The sequence below is a fragment of the Rhodanobacter sp. AS-Z3 genome (assembly GCF_029224025.1).
Classification (GTDB): Bacteria; Pseudomonadota; Gammaproteobacteria; order Xanthomonadales; family Rhodanobacteraceae; genus Rhodanobacter.
Genome location: NZ_CP119392.1, coordinates 2585189 through 2600269 on the forward strand (window position 1 = coordinate 2585189; position 15081 = coordinate 2600269).

Sequence of the window (15081 nt, forward strand, 5' to 3'; positions counted from 1 at the left end):
AACGATAGTCGTGGTCGACACGGATGCCGACCGCCCAGATTTTGCGAGAAGTCCCGCCTCCCGCAGCGGTTATAGGGTCGTAGCGGCGCGATTCAAGGCGTCACTGAGCAATCCGGCCGTCGCCTGTACCACCGGGATCACCCGCTCGTAAGCCATGCGCGTCGGGCCAATGACCCCAACGGCGCCCAAAACACGCCCTTGTGCGCCATAGCTGGCAGTCACCACGCTGCAGCCATCCAGCGCGGTAAAGCCGGATTCCTCACCAATGAACAAGCGCATTCCAGGCGCTCGTGCACAGACTTCCATCAGCTGCAGCAACTCGTTCTTTTGCTGGAATGCCTCGAACAAATCGCGCATGCGCTGCATGTCGGCCAGTTCGGCATAACCCATCAGATTGGTCTGGCCACTGACCAGCATGTCCGGTCCGGCGGCGCCATTTGCCGCCGGGGCGAACGAGGCGGTAGCCAGTTCGACCGTGCTGGACAGCAGCTGATTGAGCTCACTGCCTGCCTTGCGTACCTCGGACAGCAAGTGGGCGCGGATATCGTCAACCCGGAAACCGACAAAGTGGCTGTTGAGGTAATTCGCTGCGCGCTCCAGCTCGCTGCCATCCAGCGGCTTGGCCAACTGCACGATGCGGTTCTGCACCTGATTGTCGCTGAACACCAGAATGACCAGCACTCGCGCATCCGGCAACGAGACGAAATCAATATGCCGCAACGGAAAGTCGGCCTGGCGAGGTACCGTCACCACGCCGGCAAAATGGGTCATCGCCGACAGCAGGCTGGACACATTGCCCAGCAGATCACGCGTGGTGCTCGGACCCGTCGGCAGTTCGCGCTGCAGGCGCGCCATTTCCGCCTGCGGCAACGGTTGCAGTTCAATCAGGCTGTCGACAAACAGCCGCAGTCCGCGCGGCGTCGGCACGCGGCCTGCGGAGGTGTGCGGCGAGGCAACCAGCCCGGCCTCTTCCAGGTCAGCCATGATGTTGCGAATGGTCGCCGCACTGACATCCAGGCCGGATGATCGCGACAACGTCCGTGAGCCGACCGGCTCGCCGTCGATCAGGTATTGCGCAATCAGCGTTCGCAACAGGTTGCGTGCGCGTGCGTCGAGGTCATGGCCGTGCCGGTTTGTCATGCTGAGTGTTGCAGTCCGTGAGACTACACAGAAATAAGGTCTGCGCGCGCGCCTTGCAAGTGAAACCTGTCCAGCGACCCGCAGGCTCCCGCTACAATCCCATCACTTCCTGATCAAGCCTGCCATGCTCACTTCGCTCTACGTCCGTCATTTTGCCGTTGTCGAGGCCGCCGAAGTCGCTTTCGGACCCGGATTGACCGTGGTCAGCGGCGAAACCGGCGCCGGCAAATCGCTGTTGGTTGACGCATTGATGCTTTTGGCCGGTGCGCGCGCCGACAGCGGCATGGTGCGCGCTGGCAGCGATCGCGCCGAACTGGCAGCCGAGTTCGATCTGACCGACCTGGCCGAAGCCCGTGCCTGGCTGGCTCGCGAAGAACTGGACGAGGACGGTGGCTGCCAGTTGCGTCGGGTGATCCGAGCCGAGGGTAGCTCCAAGGCCTGGATCAACGGCCGTCCGGCGAACGCCCGCCAGCTCGGCGAACTGGCTTCGCTGCTGGTCGAGATTCATGGCCAGCACGAGCATCAGGCACTGTTGTCCCGGCCGCATCAAATGGCCCTACTCGACGCTTATGCAGGCCACGATGAGCTGCTGGCCGAAGTGCGCGACAGCGCCACGCAATGGCGCGAGTTGGCCGCCCGCATGCGCAAGCTCAGCGGCGGCGACGATCGCGAACAGCGTCTTGACATGTTGCGGCACGAAATCGAGGCCCTGGATAAATGGGCGTTGCCGCCCACCGAGCTTACCGAGCTCGAGGCAAGCCACAAACGTTTGGCCAATGCCGGTCGGCTGGCTGAAGGCAGCGCAGGCGTGGTCGAACTCCTCGATGGGGACAGTGAGTTCGCGTTGCGACGTGCGCTGGCCCGGGCTCAGGTCGAGCTCGGCAAGCTTGCGGTGCTGGACGACAAGCTGGCTCCCTTGCTCGAATTGCTGGACAACGCCGGCATCCAATTGGCCGAGGCCTCCGATGGTCTCGGCCGCTACGCACAGGATGTCGATCTCGACCCGGAACGCTTCAGTGAGGTCGACAATCAGCTGGCCCGTCTGCATGAATTGTCGCGCCGACACCGGCTTCCAGTGGCTGAACTGCACGACAAGCTGGCAACCTTGCGCGCCGAATTTCACGAGCTTGAAGGCGCTGGCGATGCGCTTGAGGCGCTGGCAGCACAAAGCCAGCGCGTGCAGCTTGTACACGCGGATGCCGCTGCCCGGTTGAGCGAGTCACGCGCAGAGGCCGCTGGCCGGCTTGCCCATGAAGTTACCGTGTTGATGGCCGAACTGGGCATGGCTGGTGGCCAGTTGCAGGTAGAACTGGAAGGCGCCGTCAGCAGCGAACCGGACCCGCAAGGTCGCGAGCGTTGCGAACTGCTGGTCAGCGCGAACCCCGGCCAGCCACCGCGTGCACTGCGCAAGGTGGCTTCTGGCGGCGAGTTGGCGCGTATCAGCCTGGCCATCGAAGTCGCTACGCTGGGCAAGGATACCGTCGGCAGCATGATTTTCGACGAAGTCGATACCGGTATCGGTGGCGCCATCGCCGAGGTGGTCGGGCAAAAACTGCGGGCGCTCGGTGCCCAGCGTCAGGTGCTTTGTGTCACCCACTTGCCACAAGTGGCAGCACAAGGACACGCCCATCTCTGTGTCAGCAAGCACAGCGATGACGACAGCACACGTACCCGTATCGACAAACTGGACGCTGCCGGCCGACGTGACGAACTGGCACGCATGCTGGGTGGGCTGGAAATCACCCGTGAAACGCGGGCGCATGCCAAACAGATGCTGGAACGCGCGCAAGCCAGCTGATTGCGCGGTTCCTCGCTATCACAGAGTCAGCCGGTGGTGGGCAACAGTCCGCGTTCGGTAGCCATCCGATAAAGATCAAGCTCCGATCCCGCGCCAAGCTTGCCCATCAGGCTGGCGCGATGGATATAGACCGTTTTCTGGCCGATCCCAAGCTCGGCGGCTACCTGTTTCGGAGTCAGCCCGCCAGCCAGCAGCAGGAATACCTCGCGCTCACGCGAGGTCAGGCGATTGACCGGGTCCAGCGCGGCATTTGGCCGTTCTGCCCGACGCTGACGCAAGTCCGAGCTCAGAAAACATTCGCCCTGCATCACCGCACGCAGGCCGGCTACCAGCTCTTCCGGGGCAACCCCCTTGGTGACGTAGCCGCTGGCGCCTCGCCGAAGGGCTTCGGAAACATACGGCTCGCCATCGTGCATGCTCAACACCACGATACGGGCCTGCGGGTGGACGCTGAGCAGATGCTCGATCAGCGGCAGCCCACTGCCGTCAGGCAGGGACAGGTCAAGTGCAACCAGGTCAGGACGCCAATGGCCGACCGCCTCGACCGCGTCATCCGCACTACGACATTCGGCGACCACTTCGAGATCAGGCTCCATCTCGATCAGCCGCTTGAAGCCTTCGCGAACGATGGCGTGGTCATCAACAAGAACGATGCTGTACATCCGCATACTTTACACAGACAGGCACCCCATCTGTCGATCGTTCGGTAACACGAGCGTGGCCGAGGTCCTGAAGACCGGCGAGCGGCACGCATGTAACATCCCGGCATGCGCCGAAATTCCCTCCGCCTGCCCGACTCCGGCCCGCTGATTGCTGCGGGCTACTTGTTGCTCTGGTTACTCCTGTGGTCGACCGTCCAGCCTTACTGGATGCTGCCGTACGGCTTGCGTTTTGGTGCTTTGCTGCTCACCCCCGTGCGCTACTGGGGCTGGCTGCTGGGCGCCGAGCTGGCAACCAGTACCGGCATGGCGTTCGTTGAAGGCATGCCGAAGGGCTGGCTTGGCTTTGTCATCGACACCCTGCCCAAACCGTTGGTGATGGCCGCAGGGCTCTGGCTGTTGCGACGATTCAACCTGCATGCCAGCTTGCAAAGCCCGCAGGAAGTGACGCGCCTGCTGCTTTCGGTGGTGCTGGTGGTTGCCGCCACCACAGCAGTCGATGCTGCCCTGCTAGCCCTGGTCAGCACGCCGGGATCACCGGAGCTGGTAGTGCGTGTGCTTGGCGAAGAGCTGCTCAGCCAATATCTGGGCATTCTGCTGATTGTGCCGTTGATGATCATGCTGCTGCGCACACGCATCGATCAGCGCGCCTTGGCAAGTCTGATCATGGACGGCCTGCTGGTCATGCTGCCGTCGATGATGATTTTGCTGGTGTTGTCCGAGCAGGCTGCGCCGCAGCCGCAGTTTGCGCGGGTGCTTTCGTTGGCGCCGGTGCTGTTTTTTGCATTCCGCCACGGCTGGCGTGGCGCCAGTCTGGCCATGCTGATCACCAGCCTGGGGATGACCTTGGTGGATCGGCATCTGGGGCATGCGCCGACGGCGGCAGCGGCCTATCTGTTTCTTGCCGTGGCTGGCACTGGTGCGTTGATGCTCGGTTCGGCTACCGATGCCCTGCGCCGCAGCAGCGCCAAGGTGGCCGAGCAAAATGTCTATCTGGGCGCTGTCAATCGACGACTCGACCAACTTGCCCATCAGTTGCGTGATGCCGCCCGTGGCAACCTGCAGGCAGACGAGAACCAGCGTCGCCATCTCGCTGCCGAGCTTCACGATGAGCTGGGCCAGAACATCACGGCCATCCAGACCCACGTGAAGCTCGCTCAGGCACGACTGCACCAGGCTGGCATGGAAGACATCAGCGCCTCGATCAATACCATCCTCGCCCACATGCGTCGTGCCCTGCACCGACTGCTGGATGATTTGCGCCCTGCGGTGCTGGATGAATTCGGTCTGTTGCGCGCGCTCGACGAAGGCCCCATCCGCGATTTGCTGAACGCGGCCGGGATGGCTTATTACACGCAATTGCACGGTGATCCGCGCCTGCTGGACGACGACACGCGCACCGCGATCTATCGGCTGGTACAGGAAAGCGCCACGAATGCGGTCAAGCATGCCAAGGCCAGTGAATTCCGGATCCGCCTGCGCATTGGCGAGCGTCAGGGCACCGCCATAGCCCTGCTGGACCTGCGTGACGATGGCACTGGCCTGCCCAGCCGTTTGCCACGGGGTGGACGTGGACTGCAAGGCATGCGTGACCGGGTTACCTCGCTGGGTGGCCACTTTCGCCTGCGTCCGGCGACGGCGGGCGTGCACCTGCACATTTTGCTGCGCGGCAGCACGACTTTCACCGATGGAAGGCGTTCGACCTAGGAATTTTTCCGATACCGGAAACGTGAAGGTCTCGTTACGATCGGTGCATCGATGTGGGGGAGCCGCCATCGCAAGATGGTGGATCAGGGTTGCCGTGGGGACGGTGGCTCTGAAACAACGGCAGGATGCCGTTTTGCCGCTACCTGGCGGAGTGATGAGGCAAGCGTGATCTATTCGCCTTGCCGATCGCCAGGTAGGGGAGCAGCCGCGGGCGGACAGGAGTCCACCTCGCGGCTTTTTTATGCCTGCAATAACCCCTTTCGCGAAACCGCAATGCCGATCTCGCCAGGCGCGTTGGATCAGCCTTTATGCGGGCGCTGTTTCGGTCTGACGTAAAGCACCAGGTTGTGATCCTCGATCACGTATCCATGCTTGGCCGCAATTTCATGCTGCAAGCGCTCGATTTCCTCGCTGACGAACTCGATGACCTTTCCGCTGTCCACATCAATCATGTGGTCGTGGTGTTTGCCGCGATCGAGTTCGTAGACAGCCTGGCCACCTTCGAAATTATGCTTGACGATGATGCCCGCTGCCTCGAACTGGGTCAGCACGCGATATACCGTGGCCAGGCCGATGTCTTCCTGATGGGCCAGCAGTTTCTTGTAAACATCTTCGGCACTGAGATGCTGCACCCCGTCTTCATCGAAGATTTGCAGGATGCGCATGCGCGGGTGTGTCACTTTGAGGCCAACCCGGCGCAGCTCTCTGGTTTCCTGTTCCATGCCCTACTCCCGCACACGGCGATCTTGAGCCGGTAGTGTATCATCCGACACCTTTACGATCCGGACGCAACAAGCATGCAAAAGCTGATTTCCCTGCTGGTTTTGGCCATGCTGGCGCTTACTGTCGCCGGCTGCCAAATCGTCTACAAACCCGACGTGCAGCAAGGCAACCTGCTGGACAAGAAAACGGTGGATCAGCTCAAGCCCGGCATGACCAAGCATCAGGTGCTGGTATTGATGGGCACGCCCTCCGTCAGCTCGCCGTTCGAGCAGAGTCGTTGGGACTATGTATCGACCTACTCGCGTCGCGGCGGCGCGATGAAAGTGCGTACATTCACCCTGACTTTCAACAACGACACCCTGGTACGTACCGAAGGTGACTTCTTTGCGCAGGATGCCCAGCAACTGGTCAAGGACAGCAAGAAGTACAACGCCGGATACCCCGCCAACGAGACCGAAGGCGACAAGAGCACCTCGCCAAACGACAAGAAGAACGACGGTGGCTTCGGGCAAGGCGGCAACGACGGCCACTGATTGCGCTGATGGTTCAGTGCACCCGCGCCCGGTTCAACGGGCGCGGCGGCGGCGAGCTTCCATGGGGTCAAGCAGCAGGCGTCGATAGATTTCGACGCGATCGCCCTCGCGCAGCAGGTGATCTGCGGTGACCTTGCATGAAAAGATGCCTAGCAGCGCAGGGTCGAACGCGCCGTCCGGGAGGCTATCAAGAATACCTGATGCCTCGATTGCCTGAATCGCCGTGCTGCCTTCAGCAACCTCGACATGCCGACAGATCGCCTGAGAGGCTTCGGCGCAGACGACTTCCACGTGAATCATGCGCTCAGCCATAAACCCGCTCGGCCTCATGGCAGAAGTCATCGACCATGCGTCCGGCCAGGCCCTGGAAGCCCAGTTTCAATGCGCTGCCGCCTAACCGACCGGCGTAATCGAAGTCCAGCGCGAAGGCGATTTTGCATCCCGCCTCACCCAGGGCGATGAAGTCCCAAACGCCCTCAAGCGTGCGGAAAGGGCCATCCACCAGATCCATGCGCAGGCTGCGTGGCGGGTCGATCGTGTTGCGCGTCGTGAAACTTTGCCGAAAACCCGCAAATTTGAGATCCAGCCGCGCAACCAGCACATTCTCTGCACGCTCCAGAACTTCGGCGCCGGCACACCAGGAGAAGCGCTTTGGGTATGCTTCAACCTCATTGACCAGGTTGAACATCTGCGTCGGCGAGTATTTCACCAGCGCACTGCGACGAATTTCGATCACGGCAACCCTCGATGGTCTTTGCGTTCATCCATGAATGCGAGAATCAAGAACAGCCATCCGTGGCTGCACATTTTCAATGCGTCCGTTCCTGAAGGAACTGGGCCGACCAAAGGGCGACGCGCCCGAGTTTAGCGGACATGGCGAAAGCGAAGGACAAGGACAAAAAAAGCGGCGGCACGATCGCGCTGAACAAGCGTGCCCGTTTCGAGTATCACATCGACGAACGCTTCGAAGCCGGCGTCGCCCTGCAGGGCTGGGAACTGAAGGCACTGCGTGCGGGGCGCATCAATTTCGGCGACAGCTATGCGGTCGTGCTGAAGAATGAAGTGTTTCTGGTAGGCACGTCCATCCCGCCGCTCATTAGCGCCTCTACGCATGTCATCGCGGAAGATCGGCGCACCCGCAAGTTGCTCCTGCATCGCAAGGAAATCGATCAACTGGTCGGCGCCGTCGAGCGGAAGGGTCACACCCTGGTGCCGACCGCGATGTATTGGAAAGGCAACAAGGTGAAAGTTGAAATCGGCCTTGCCCGTGGCAAGCAGGAACACGACAAGCGCGACACCGAAAAGCAGCGCGACTGGCAAATCGAAAAGCAGCGCACCATGCGTTCGCACAATCGCGCCGCCTGAGTCGATTGCGACAAGGGCACAAAAGGAAACCCCCGATCGCTCGGGGGTTTTTTATTGGGGGGTGGCGTCTATTGAACTGTCGCCGGGAAGCCTTGCAATGCAAAGGTTTTTAGAACTTTACTAAATCGCCTACCGTCAGAGTTACCGTCAGTGGATAGCGGATGCTATCGGACAACGGTGTCGCTTCATGGGGTAGTACGCGCCCTTCCCTGCGCTGCAGTAGCCCAATCCGGTTAACGGGTTAGTGTGGTCAGGGGTGAAGTGCCTGCAGTCACCGCACGCCAAGATAGGCGTTGTGATTGGAGCGCGCGCCTTCTGTTCGGCATCATCAGTCAGCCTCAACAGGTAGGCCACCAGCTCCGCATCACCCAGGCCGGCGCACGCCTGCACATCCTCATCGGGCAGGCGGTGAACATGCACCGCTTCAAGATGAAAATCTTCAGACAGATACAACAGCCGCATGCGCAGCCGTCGCAGCGACAAAAAATCGCGTAACGGAATCTCCCCTTGCGAATCACGCGAATCGTGCGAATCCACGGCGGTTACGGGTGCCAGATTCGCGCGGTTCGCAGGATTCGCAGAGGATTTAGAGCGCTCTTGCAGCTGGGCCAGCACGTTCATTCGTCACACTTCGGACGGATGCGCCAGACTTTCGCCCGGTGTTTGCCGTCCAGTTGCGCGCCGCCGGGTATGAATTCGACCCAGCCGGCCGCCTCAAGGCAGCCAGCCGCAGCGGTCAGAGCGGCCGGCGTACGGATAGCGCTCGGCCCATTTCGCAGCGCGTCACTCGAAAACAGATATTCGCGCCCAGTCCCCCAGCACCAGGCACGCAGCATTTCCGCATGCTTGATCTTGGTCGGTACGCTTGATGTGCCCACGATGCGCGCGGCTTCGTCCAGGTGATACATCACAAGCGCCGCCGCTCGCTCGATTGCCTCGCGCCGAATAACGCCCGCGTCCGGGTTGTCCACTAGGGTAAGCACGGCTGCGATGCGCGCCACCTGTGAGCCGCCCTTGCTGGCCCACGCGTGGATGCCCGCATAGTCGCCCAGCATAGCCCGCTCGATCGCGTTCTTTACGTCGATCCAGTAGGCCATAGCGCCAGGGTCGATGGACAGGACGCGAGGTTCCAGTTCGTTGCGCGTTCCCTGGCGCAGCGGTGGGGCAGCTTCCAGCAGATCGCGCATGCACCGCCAGTACCGTGCCAAGTCAAGGTCGTCGTTCAGATCAACGTCGACATATTCGCGGGTGCCGATGGTGGTTTCCGGCCAAGCCATCAGGCAACGCGCAAGGAATCCTTGCCCGGTCAAAACGTCATCGGACAGCACCGACTCGGCAACGACAGGTTGCACCATCAGATGCATTGCCAGCCGGCGGCCGTAATACTTCGCGGCACCGTCGCCAGCGCGCACGCGGTCAAAACGGCCGCTGTCCCACAGCTTGGAAAAGCTCGCCGCTGATTTCGTGCGGTTGTCCTTGTTCATCGCATGGCCGCCGAGAAAGTCGCCCGCGTCGTCGTTGAACAGGCCGATGCTTGGCATCCCGTGCTGATACGCCTTGTGCAGCCCTTCCATCGTCGGCTCGCTCAGTAACAGCAGCGGTTGCAACGGTGCGTCCGGCGGCACCCCCAGGTCATGCAAGGCGTTTCGGATCGCGGCCGCGTCTTTCTTCCGCTCGGCCGATCTTGTCGCTGCCTTGTGCGCGCTCATGTCAATTTCATGAGCCGCCAGCGTATGCCGCCATGCTTCGGTTTGCTCTCGCTCCACCGCAACATGCGCGCGCAATGCCCAATTGTCCGCCGCGCTCTTGCGTTCGCCAGATGCGCCGATGGTGACGTGCCACAGCGATAGCGGCTCGATGCTGCCGGATATCGACACATCCGCATGCGCTTGCACGGCCAGTGAGGCCGCAGCCAGCACGGACTGGCCGCATAAGCCGGCGGGCGCCTGCACAACCGCGTGGATGCGCTTTGCTGCGTCACCCAGCAGGGAGCCGAGTGCATCCAAAGGGTATTCCAGCGACGGCAACAGCGGCCGCCGTAGTGGCTCCGGTGAACTCAGGAACGAATCGCCTTGGCGTTCAACTAGCGGCGCCGAATTGAGCATTTCCGAAATGGTCAGTGGCTCGGATGGCAAATTTAGAAGATCGGGCGGCAATGCGTTGCCGGCTCGCCCGGTGCTGCTGTTAATGGATTGATGCATGGGGGTTTGAGGCCTCGAATTGCTCGAAGGAACCGCGCTTAGCGGTAAAAAAGTCGTTCCAGTCACCAGCGACGGGCGGAATAAGGAGATAACCGCCCACCGCAGCAGCGGCAGCCGTGGCAGCCATGACACCGACGTTTCTACCGTCTGGCCGTCCTTCGTCGTTGTCCGCCGCCATCGTGATGCGAGCAGATGGGAATTTTTTGCGCATGATTTGTGCAACAGCCAGGAGGTTGCCCGCTGAAAACGCCGCTACAGTGGCAAGGCCCGTTTTTTCGTAAAGAGTGGCGGCCGTCGCATACCCTTCAGCGATAAGAACATGGTCAACCATGCAACCGAAGGATGCGTATAGACCAGGCGTTCGGCCCCCAGGCAAAAAACGTTTCTGCCCGTCGGCCCTGATGCGCTGCAAGTTGCGAATATGCCCCGTGCTGTCGCGCATCGGCACCAGAATTTTTCCGCGACTCTCACGCAGACCTGTAGCCTTAATCTGCTTTTTCATGAGGTACGGATGGAACTCCGACGCCGGCTCAGCCGCGTTCCACTGACTGTTAGCGCATTGCATCGCGTCAGCTTGGCGTTTTCGAATTTCAGCAGAACGCGCCGCTTTGGCTTGCTCGATGGCGATGCGCTGGCGCTCGCGTTCGGCGGGATTGGCCGCGTCCGTTCCGCCGAGTAGAATTTTCTCGGAGATGTTTTTAGCCCAGTCGCCTGCCGTCACCACTGGCCGCTCGCCGTCTGCGAATATCACCGCCCAGCCGTTGCGCTTCCGGCCGTGACGATCATTGTCAGAAGTGGCGAACCTGCACAGCACGCCAGTCATGCGCAACTGATCCGGCTCCGCGATATTGACGCCCACACGGGCCATTGCAGCGATGACGTCGCTTTTTAGGTCGTGGCTCATGCGTGCGCCTCCACTTCCAGGCGCTCCATTGCCAGACGAATTAAGTCACCGGCCGCCGCCACTACCAATTCGCGCGCGTCGCCGGCTTCGTCATCGTCCACACTGGAAGCCGCCAGCTCGATCAGCGCCTTAGATTTCGTCAGAAAGCCATTTGTTTCTGCCGCCACTTCCGGCTCGATCAGCTCGCTGAATTCGAAGGTGATCGCCGTCACAGTCGCGCCGATGATTTCCGCAGCTGCGGCATACGCCGTGACGCAGGAGCTGGTGTTTTCGTCGTAGACGTCGCGCGCCGTGTTGAGTGAAATGATCGCCCGCACCTGGGCAAGACGTGCGTTGAGCGCGTTTAAACAGCCAGCGGCAAAGGGGAAAACGTTTGAAATGGTATCCACGGGGTAAATCTCCTTTGGAGTTTAATTAGCCGATTCGGCTATTAAATATTGCACTCGCAATTAGCTTATTTTCAAGTGGTTTATATGGTGCATTTAATACACTAATAAATCGTGTATTAAATGCACCAAATGAATAAATGATTCATTCGATGAAAATGGCTCATTGATTCATGAACCAGAACGCACCACGTCCGTCACTTCGCGGGCCGGCTACACATGGCGTTCAATTCGGCAACCAGGTAAACGGCAAGCTGGCGCATTTCGGCAAGCTGCGCGGCGGGTAGATCGCCGTCGATCTGCTGCGCGATACCGCCGCATTTTTTCGCGTGAAACTGGAAGTCGTGCCGAATCTTCGCGACGCGCGCTGCGGGGGAAAAGGACTCAGGGCCGTACATCAGTGCACCGCCTTGGCGGTTATCTGACCCTGTTTAGCCATCCATTCGTTCACGTCTGCGGCACGCCAGACGGTGATGCGCGGGCTTAGCTTGATTGGCTTCGGAAACTTGCCGTCTTTCACGTATTGAAAAAAGGTGCTGCGCGATATCGGCACTAGGGATGCTCTGATCAATTAAGTTCAAAATGGCCGTCCAGACGGCCGTGCTAAAAATATGGATTGACTACGACCAAAAGGCAGATTGTGAGGCATATCGCCGCCATCGCCGTGCTGGGTTACCTCCAATCGCCTCGATTTCCCGCCTCACAGGCGCACCTCCCCTGCGGACGCTAGCAACGTTCGTCGCACCATCCACAGATTGGATAGCGCGAACAGCGTGAGTATCTGAGCGGTGTTCTTGAGCAAGCCCTTGAAGCGCACCTTCTGATAGCCGAACTGCCGCTTCACCACCCGGAACGGATGCTCCACCTTGGCTCGAACCGCGGCCTTCATGTGCTCGGTGTGCTTGACCGCATCCTTCAAATCGCCCTCGGGCATCGCCTTCACGCTGCCGCGTTTGGCCGCGATATGCCACGTGCGGCCGCGCTTGGGTGCCCGTTTCTCGGCGCCTTGGTAGCCGGCATCGGCATGCACCGTCTTCTCTTGGCCGTGCAGCAACTTGTCCACTTCCGTTACGTCGCCCACGTTGGCAGGTGTCGTGGTTACCGTATGCACCAGCCCCGATTCCACGTCCACCCCGATGTGCGCTTTCATGCCGAAGTACCACTGCTGGCCCTTCTTCGTCTGGCGCATGTCCGGGTCACGCTGTTTGTCCGCATTCTTGGTCGAGGACGGCGCCTGAATGATCGTGGCATCCACGATCGTGCCCTGGCGTAGCAACAGGCCCTGGCCGCTCAGGTGCGCATTGACCGCTTCGAAGATCTTCACCGCCAGGCCGTGCTGCTCCAGGAAGCGACGGAACTTCAGAATCGTCGACTCGTCCGGAATCGCGTCCTCGTTTAGCTCCAGCCCGGCAAACCGGCGCATGGACTCGATCTCGTACAACGCATCTTCCATCGCTGGATCGCTCAGTGCGTACCACTGCTGCATGAAGTGGATCCGCAGCATCGTCGATGCCGCCATCGGCGGGCGACCGCGACGACCGGAGGTCGGATAGCTCGGTTCGATCAGCGCCAGCAGGTCGGCCCACGGCACGACTTTGTCCATCTCACCCAGAAACCGCTCACGACGTGTCGGCTTCTTCTTGACTTCAAAACTCAACGAGGCGAACGAACGCTGCTTCATCGGCGATGGGCTTCCTGGGGACTGCTGGCTATGATGCCGCAGACGGGGAATAAATCAGAGCATCCCTAGGTGCGGCACAATCTGGCTGAAGCGCAGGAGTGCCGTAGGTGATGAGTGATTTGTCATGGCGTTTGGTTTTCCATTTGTTCGATTTGTGAAGGGAGCCCACGAGCGCAGCGGGCTCCCGTGACGTCAGTTGTGACTCTTGGTCACTGTTACCGCTCCCAATATCTGGGCTGCGGCTTCTCGAACCACTTGAGCGGCTTTTCATGGACAACGGAGGCGTGGCCGATCCTGCGCGCCTCAATGACGCAGAGGTTGTTCGCGTAGTCACATGCGAGCTTCAACTGGCAGGCGGTCAAATACGGCCACGCCTCGCCAGCGATCCGGCCCAGTTCGGCCGTGTCGAACTTGATCGACCGCAAGCCAGGGATTTCGAATATCGGCCGGCAGTCGTCGTCTTTATTCGTGTGGGGGCCGAACGCACGAATGGTGATGCGTGCTGCGCCGATCGCGGCCAGCACGTCGCCGGGCAAAGCGTCAGACGCAGCAACCACCGGAACACTGGCCTTGGAGCGGAATAGACGGCTAAGTGCACTCATGCTCACGCCCCCAGCCAGAACGCGTCGGCGGACGGCAAAAGCGGCAGCATGTTGGCGAAGATGGTCGCCTGCAGACTGCCGTCAGCATTAAGTCGAGTCACGTGCGCCTGCACTTCAGGAAAAATCGCTACGGCGGATTTGTGGAAGTCGCCGATGATGGTTTTCGCGATGGTGTTCGTCAGCTCAGCCGGCACGCCAAGTGCACGCAGTACGCCGTAGGAATCCACTGCAGCGCCGTCGCCGTTGGTGCCGATCACGGCGCCCAAGTGCGGAAAACTCAGGCCTCGCGCTGCCGCCGCCGCAATGGTGAACACCGAAGGCGCCGCCGCGACGATCGCAGCCAACAGGCATGCATCAGCAGCGCGAGCCAGGCCGGTGATGATGGATTGCATCAGGTTGGCTTCCAACATATCGCCGCCGCCGACGTCTTTCAGTTCGCGCCGGGTCAGCGTCACATTGAATGCGATGCTCGGCGCATCCGGCCAGGAGATAGACGCGTCGTGCCACGGGATCGCACCCGCCGCCGCTTGTGCGCCATCCGCAACCAGGCCGAACGCAGCCGGTTCCAGCGTGCGAAAGCGACCAGCGTCGCGGTAGAGGGCTGGGCCTGCCGCAGTTGAAGCCATGTCACGCTGCGCAGCGACGATGATTGAGCTGCCCAGGCTGGCGACTTTGCTGTTTTCAATCAGAGCGGCATCCAGGGGGATGAGCTTCGACACCACCGGGACAATCGGGCTGCTGTTGTGCGTGATCGTTTGGGTGGTCTGCGATGACGGCGGCAGAACGAACAGCGTTCGCAGATCAAGCGAACCGGAAGCGACGGCCGGCTTCGGGGTGATCCGGCTCGGCTCGACGAAGCCAGGCGTGTTGTGTTCCATGTAGGCCATAGCGCGGCGGCCGCTGGATACGATCGAGGCCAAATGCGTAACTGCTGATTCTTGGGACATAGTGTTTGATTGCCTTCTTTTCTGGTTGGGTGCGGATCAAGTTTCGCTGTCTCAACCGGCCAAGTCCTCAGCGGTAATTTCCGCTATAGAACCTGTTCGTGCTTGGTCGGACTCAGCCAAGTCTGCCGACGCCGCAGGCATTCGCCCACAGCGGTAATTTCCACTTCCGGTTTAGTGCGTGTCGAATGGGGCAGACTTTGGCGGCACGGCAACGCACAGGTATTCGGCCACGGGGTGCGGCCACCTGATCGAAACTTAACTTTTTAGGCGACGTTCGCCACTTTTGACGGATTTTGTGAACGGCAAATGGGGTTTACCGCGTCACTCAGATATGGAAATCTGCGGTGTATAAATCCCCCGCACCCATACGGGTCGAAGGAGTACCTTCTGTGCGTCTGCACCGGCCGCCATCATCAGCGTGTCAGTTAGAATTCC

The 15081-nt window shown here is 60.6% G+C and carries 18 protein-coding genes; 4 read left to right on the top strand and 14 right to left on the bottom strand.

Translation table 11 applies throughout. The annotated features are described in order from the left end of the window. Positions 1–69 precede the first annotated feature (69 nt). The gene (gene hrcA, locus PY254_RS11425; RefSeq protein WP_281012170.1) at positions 70–1140 is read right to left on the bottom strand and encodes a heat-inducible transcriptional repressor HrcA; all 1071 of its coding nucleotides are present in this window, start codon (positions 1138–1140) and stop codon (positions 70–72) included. Positions 1141–1264: 124 nt separating this feature from the next. Between hrcA and recN the strand changes: the two genes are divergently transcribed. After that, positions 1265–2938 (top strand): DNA repair protein RecN, encoded by a 1674-nt coding sequence (gene recN, locus PY254_RS11430; protein WP_281012171.1) that lies wholly within the window; start codon positions 1265–1267, stop codon positions 2936–2938. A 26-nt stretch (positions 2939–2964) separates the two neighbouring features. On the opposite strand, the gene PY254_RS11435 is transcribed toward recN, so the two are convergent. Continuing rightward, positions 2965–3600, bottom strand: a complete 636-nt coding sequence (locus tag PY254_RS11435; RefSeq protein WP_281012172.1) for a response regulator transcription factor — start codon at positions 3598–3600, stop codon at positions 2965–2967. Positions 3601–3705: 105 nt separating this feature from the next. Between PY254_RS11435 and PY254_RS11440 the strand changes: the two genes are divergently transcribed. Then, positions 3706–5304 (top strand): MASE1 domain-containing sensor histidine kinase, encoded by a 1599-nt coding sequence (locus tag PY254_RS11440; protein ID WP_281012173.1) that lies wholly within the window; start codon positions 3706–3708, stop codon positions 5302–5304. A gap of 299 nt (positions 5305–5603) precedes the next feature. On the opposite strand, the gene fur is transcribed toward PY254_RS11440, so the two are convergent. Further along, a complete protein-coding gene (gene fur / locus PY254_RS11445) occupies positions 5604–6026 on the bottom strand; it encodes a ferric iron uptake transcriptional regulator (RefSeq protein WP_281012174.1) in 423 nt (140 codons plus the stop codon). Positions 6027–6101: 75 nt separating this feature from the next. Here fur and bamE point away from each other — a divergent pair, with 75 nt between their 5' ends. Then, complete coding sequence (gene bamE / locus PY254_RS11450; protein WP_281012175.1) at positions 6102–6560, top strand: outer membrane protein assembly factor BamE; 459 nt, start codon at positions 6102–6104, stop codon at positions 6558–6560. Positions 6561–6593: 33 nt separating this feature from the next. Here bamE and PY254_RS11455 read toward each other — a convergent pair whose 3' ends face one another. Together PY254_RS11455 and PY254_RS11460 are read right to left on the bottom strand one after the other, a co-directional pair. Beyond that, positions 6594–6902, bottom strand: coding sequence for an RnfH family protein (locus PY254_RS11455; protein ID WP_281012176.1), 309 nt, complete (start codon positions 6900–6902; stop codon positions 6594–6596). Next, positions 6865–7296 carry a type II toxin-antitoxin system RatA family toxin gene (locus PY254_RS11460; protein ID WP_281012177.1) on the bottom strand — a complete coding sequence of 144 codons (432 nt, stop codon included), beginning with the start codon at positions 7294–7296 and terminating at the stop codon, positions 6865–6867. Before PY254_RS11460 ends, PY254_RS11455 begins: the two co-directional genes overlap by 38 nt. A 137-nt stretch (positions 7297–7433) precedes the next feature. On the opposite strand from PY254_RS11460, the gene smpB reads away from it, so the two are divergent. Continuing rightward, on the top strand, positions 7434–7925 hold the full coding sequence (gene smpB / locus PY254_RS11465; protein ID WP_281012178.1) for an SsrA-binding protein SmpB: 492 nt from the start codon (positions 7434–7436) through the stop codon (positions 7923–7925). Positions 7926–8072: 147 nt separating this feature from the next. Here the strand turns inward: smpB and PY254_RS11470 are convergent, their stop codons facing one another. The 9 genes from PY254_RS11470 to PY254_RS11510 form a co-directional block, all read right to left on the bottom strand. After that, entirely contained in the window at positions 8073–8546 is a 474-nt protein-coding gene (locus PY254_RS11470; RefSeq protein ID WP_281012179.1) for a hypothetical protein, read from the bottom strand. Next, complete coding sequence (locus tag PY254_RS11475) at positions 8543–10126, bottom strand: YfjI family protein (RefSeq protein ID WP_345781838.1); 1584 nt, start codon at positions 10124–10126, stop codon at positions 8543–8545. The genes PY254_RS11470 and PY254_RS11475 overlap by 4 nt, the downstream gene beginning before the upstream one ends. After that, positions 10110–11030, bottom strand: a complete 921-nt coding sequence (locus PY254_RS11480; RefSeq protein ID WP_281012180.1) for a toprim domain-containing protein — start codon at positions 11028–11030, stop codon at positions 10110–10112. Before PY254_RS11480 ends, PY254_RS11475 begins: the two co-directional genes overlap by 17 nt. Next, positions 11027–11419 carry a hypothetical protein gene (locus PY254_RS11485; protein WP_281012181.1) on the bottom strand — a complete coding sequence of 131 codons (393 nt, stop codon included), beginning with the start codon at positions 11417–11419 and terminating at the stop codon, positions 11027–11029. The genes PY254_RS11480 and PY254_RS11485 overlap by 4 nt, the downstream gene beginning before the upstream one ends. Positions 11420–11613: 194 nt before the next feature. Further along, entirely contained in the window at positions 11614–11814 is a 201-nt protein-coding gene (locus PY254_RS11490) for a hypothetical protein (RefSeq protein ID WP_281012182.1), read from the bottom strand. After that, positions 11814–11969 carry a helix-turn-helix transcriptional regulator gene (locus tag PY254_RS11495; RefSeq protein WP_281012183.1) on the bottom strand — a complete coding sequence of 52 codons (156 nt, stop codon included), beginning with the start codon at positions 11967–11969 and terminating at the stop codon, positions 11814–11816. The genes PY254_RS11490 and PY254_RS11495 overlap by 1 nt, the downstream gene beginning before the upstream one ends. A gap of 147 nt (positions 11970–12116) precedes the next feature. Then, the gene (locus tag PY254_RS11500; protein WP_281012184.1) at positions 12117–13097 is read right to left on the bottom strand and encodes an IS5 family transposase; all 981 of its coding nucleotides are present in this window, start codon (positions 13095–13097) and stop codon (positions 12117–12119) included. 215 nt (positions 13098–13312) lie between these two features. Next, a complete protein-coding gene (locus PY254_RS11505; protein ID WP_281012185.1) occupies positions 13313–13705 on the bottom strand; it encodes a hypothetical protein in 393 nt (130 codons plus the stop codon). Then, positions 13702–14619 (bottom strand): hypothetical protein, encoded by a 918-nt coding sequence (locus PY254_RS11510; RefSeq protein ID WP_281012186.1) that lies wholly within the window; start codon positions 14617–14619, stop codon positions 13702–13704. Before PY254_RS11510 ends, PY254_RS11505 begins: the two co-directional genes overlap by 4 nt. Between the last annotated feature and the right edge of the window lie 462 nt (positions 14620–15081).

What these genes read in the sequence shown, in the direction of transcription:
- PY254_RS11440 (WP_281012173.1), top strand. Translation starts at nt 3,706, where the DNA reads ATGCGCCGAAATTCCCTCCGCCTGCCCGACTCCGGCCCGCTGATTGCT.
- PY254_RS11435 (WP_281012172.1), bottom strand. Translation starts at nt 3,600, where the DNA reads ATGTACAGCATCGTTCTTGTTGATGACCACGCCATCGTTCGCGAAGGC.
- PY254_RS11455 (WP_281012176.1), bottom strand. Translation starts at nt 6,902, where the DNA reads ATGACTTCTGCCATGAGGCCGAGCGGGTTTATGGCTGAGCGCATGATT.
- recN (WP_281012171.1), top strand. Translation starts at nt 1,265, where the DNA reads ATGCTCACTTCGCTCTACGTCCGTCATTTTGCCGTTGTCGAGGCCGCC.
- smpB (WP_281012178.1), top strand. Translation starts at nt 7,434, where the DNA reads ATGGCGAAAGCGAAGGACAAGGACAAAAAAAGCGGCGGCACGATCGCG.
- PY254_RS11470 (WP_281012179.1), bottom strand. Translation starts at nt 8,546, where the DNA reads ATGAACGTGCTGGCCCAGCTGCAAGAGCGCTCTAAATCCTCTGCGAAT.
- PY254_RS11490 (WP_281012182.1), bottom strand. Translation starts at nt 11,814, where the DNA reads ATGTACGGCCCTGAGTCCTTTTCCCCCGCAGCGCGCGTCGCGAAGATT.
- fur (WP_281012174.1), bottom strand. Translation starts at nt 6,026, where the DNA reads ATGGAACAGGAAACCAGAGAGCTGCGCCGGGTTGGCCTCAAAGTGACA.
- bamE (WP_281012175.1), top strand. Translation starts at nt 6,102, where the DNA reads ATGCAAAAGCTGATTTCCCTGCTGGTTTTGGCCATGCTGGCGCTTACT.
- PY254_RS11480 (WP_281012180.1), bottom strand. Translation starts at nt 11,030, where the DNA reads ATGAGCCACGACCTAAAAAGCGACGTCATCGCTGCAATGGCCCGTGTG.
- hrcA (WP_281012170.1), bottom strand. Translation starts at nt 1,140, where the DNA reads ATGACAAACCGGCACGGCCATGACCTCGACGCACGCGCACGCAACCTG.
- PY254_RS11475 (WP_345781838.1), bottom strand. Translation starts at nt 10,126, where the DNA reads ATGCATCAATCCATTAACAGCAGCACCGGGCGAGCCGGCAACGCATTG.
- PY254_RS11500 (WP_281012184.1), bottom strand. Translation starts at nt 13,097, where the DNA reads ATGAAGCAGCGTTCGTTCGCCTCGTTGAGTTTTGAAGTCAAGAAGAAG.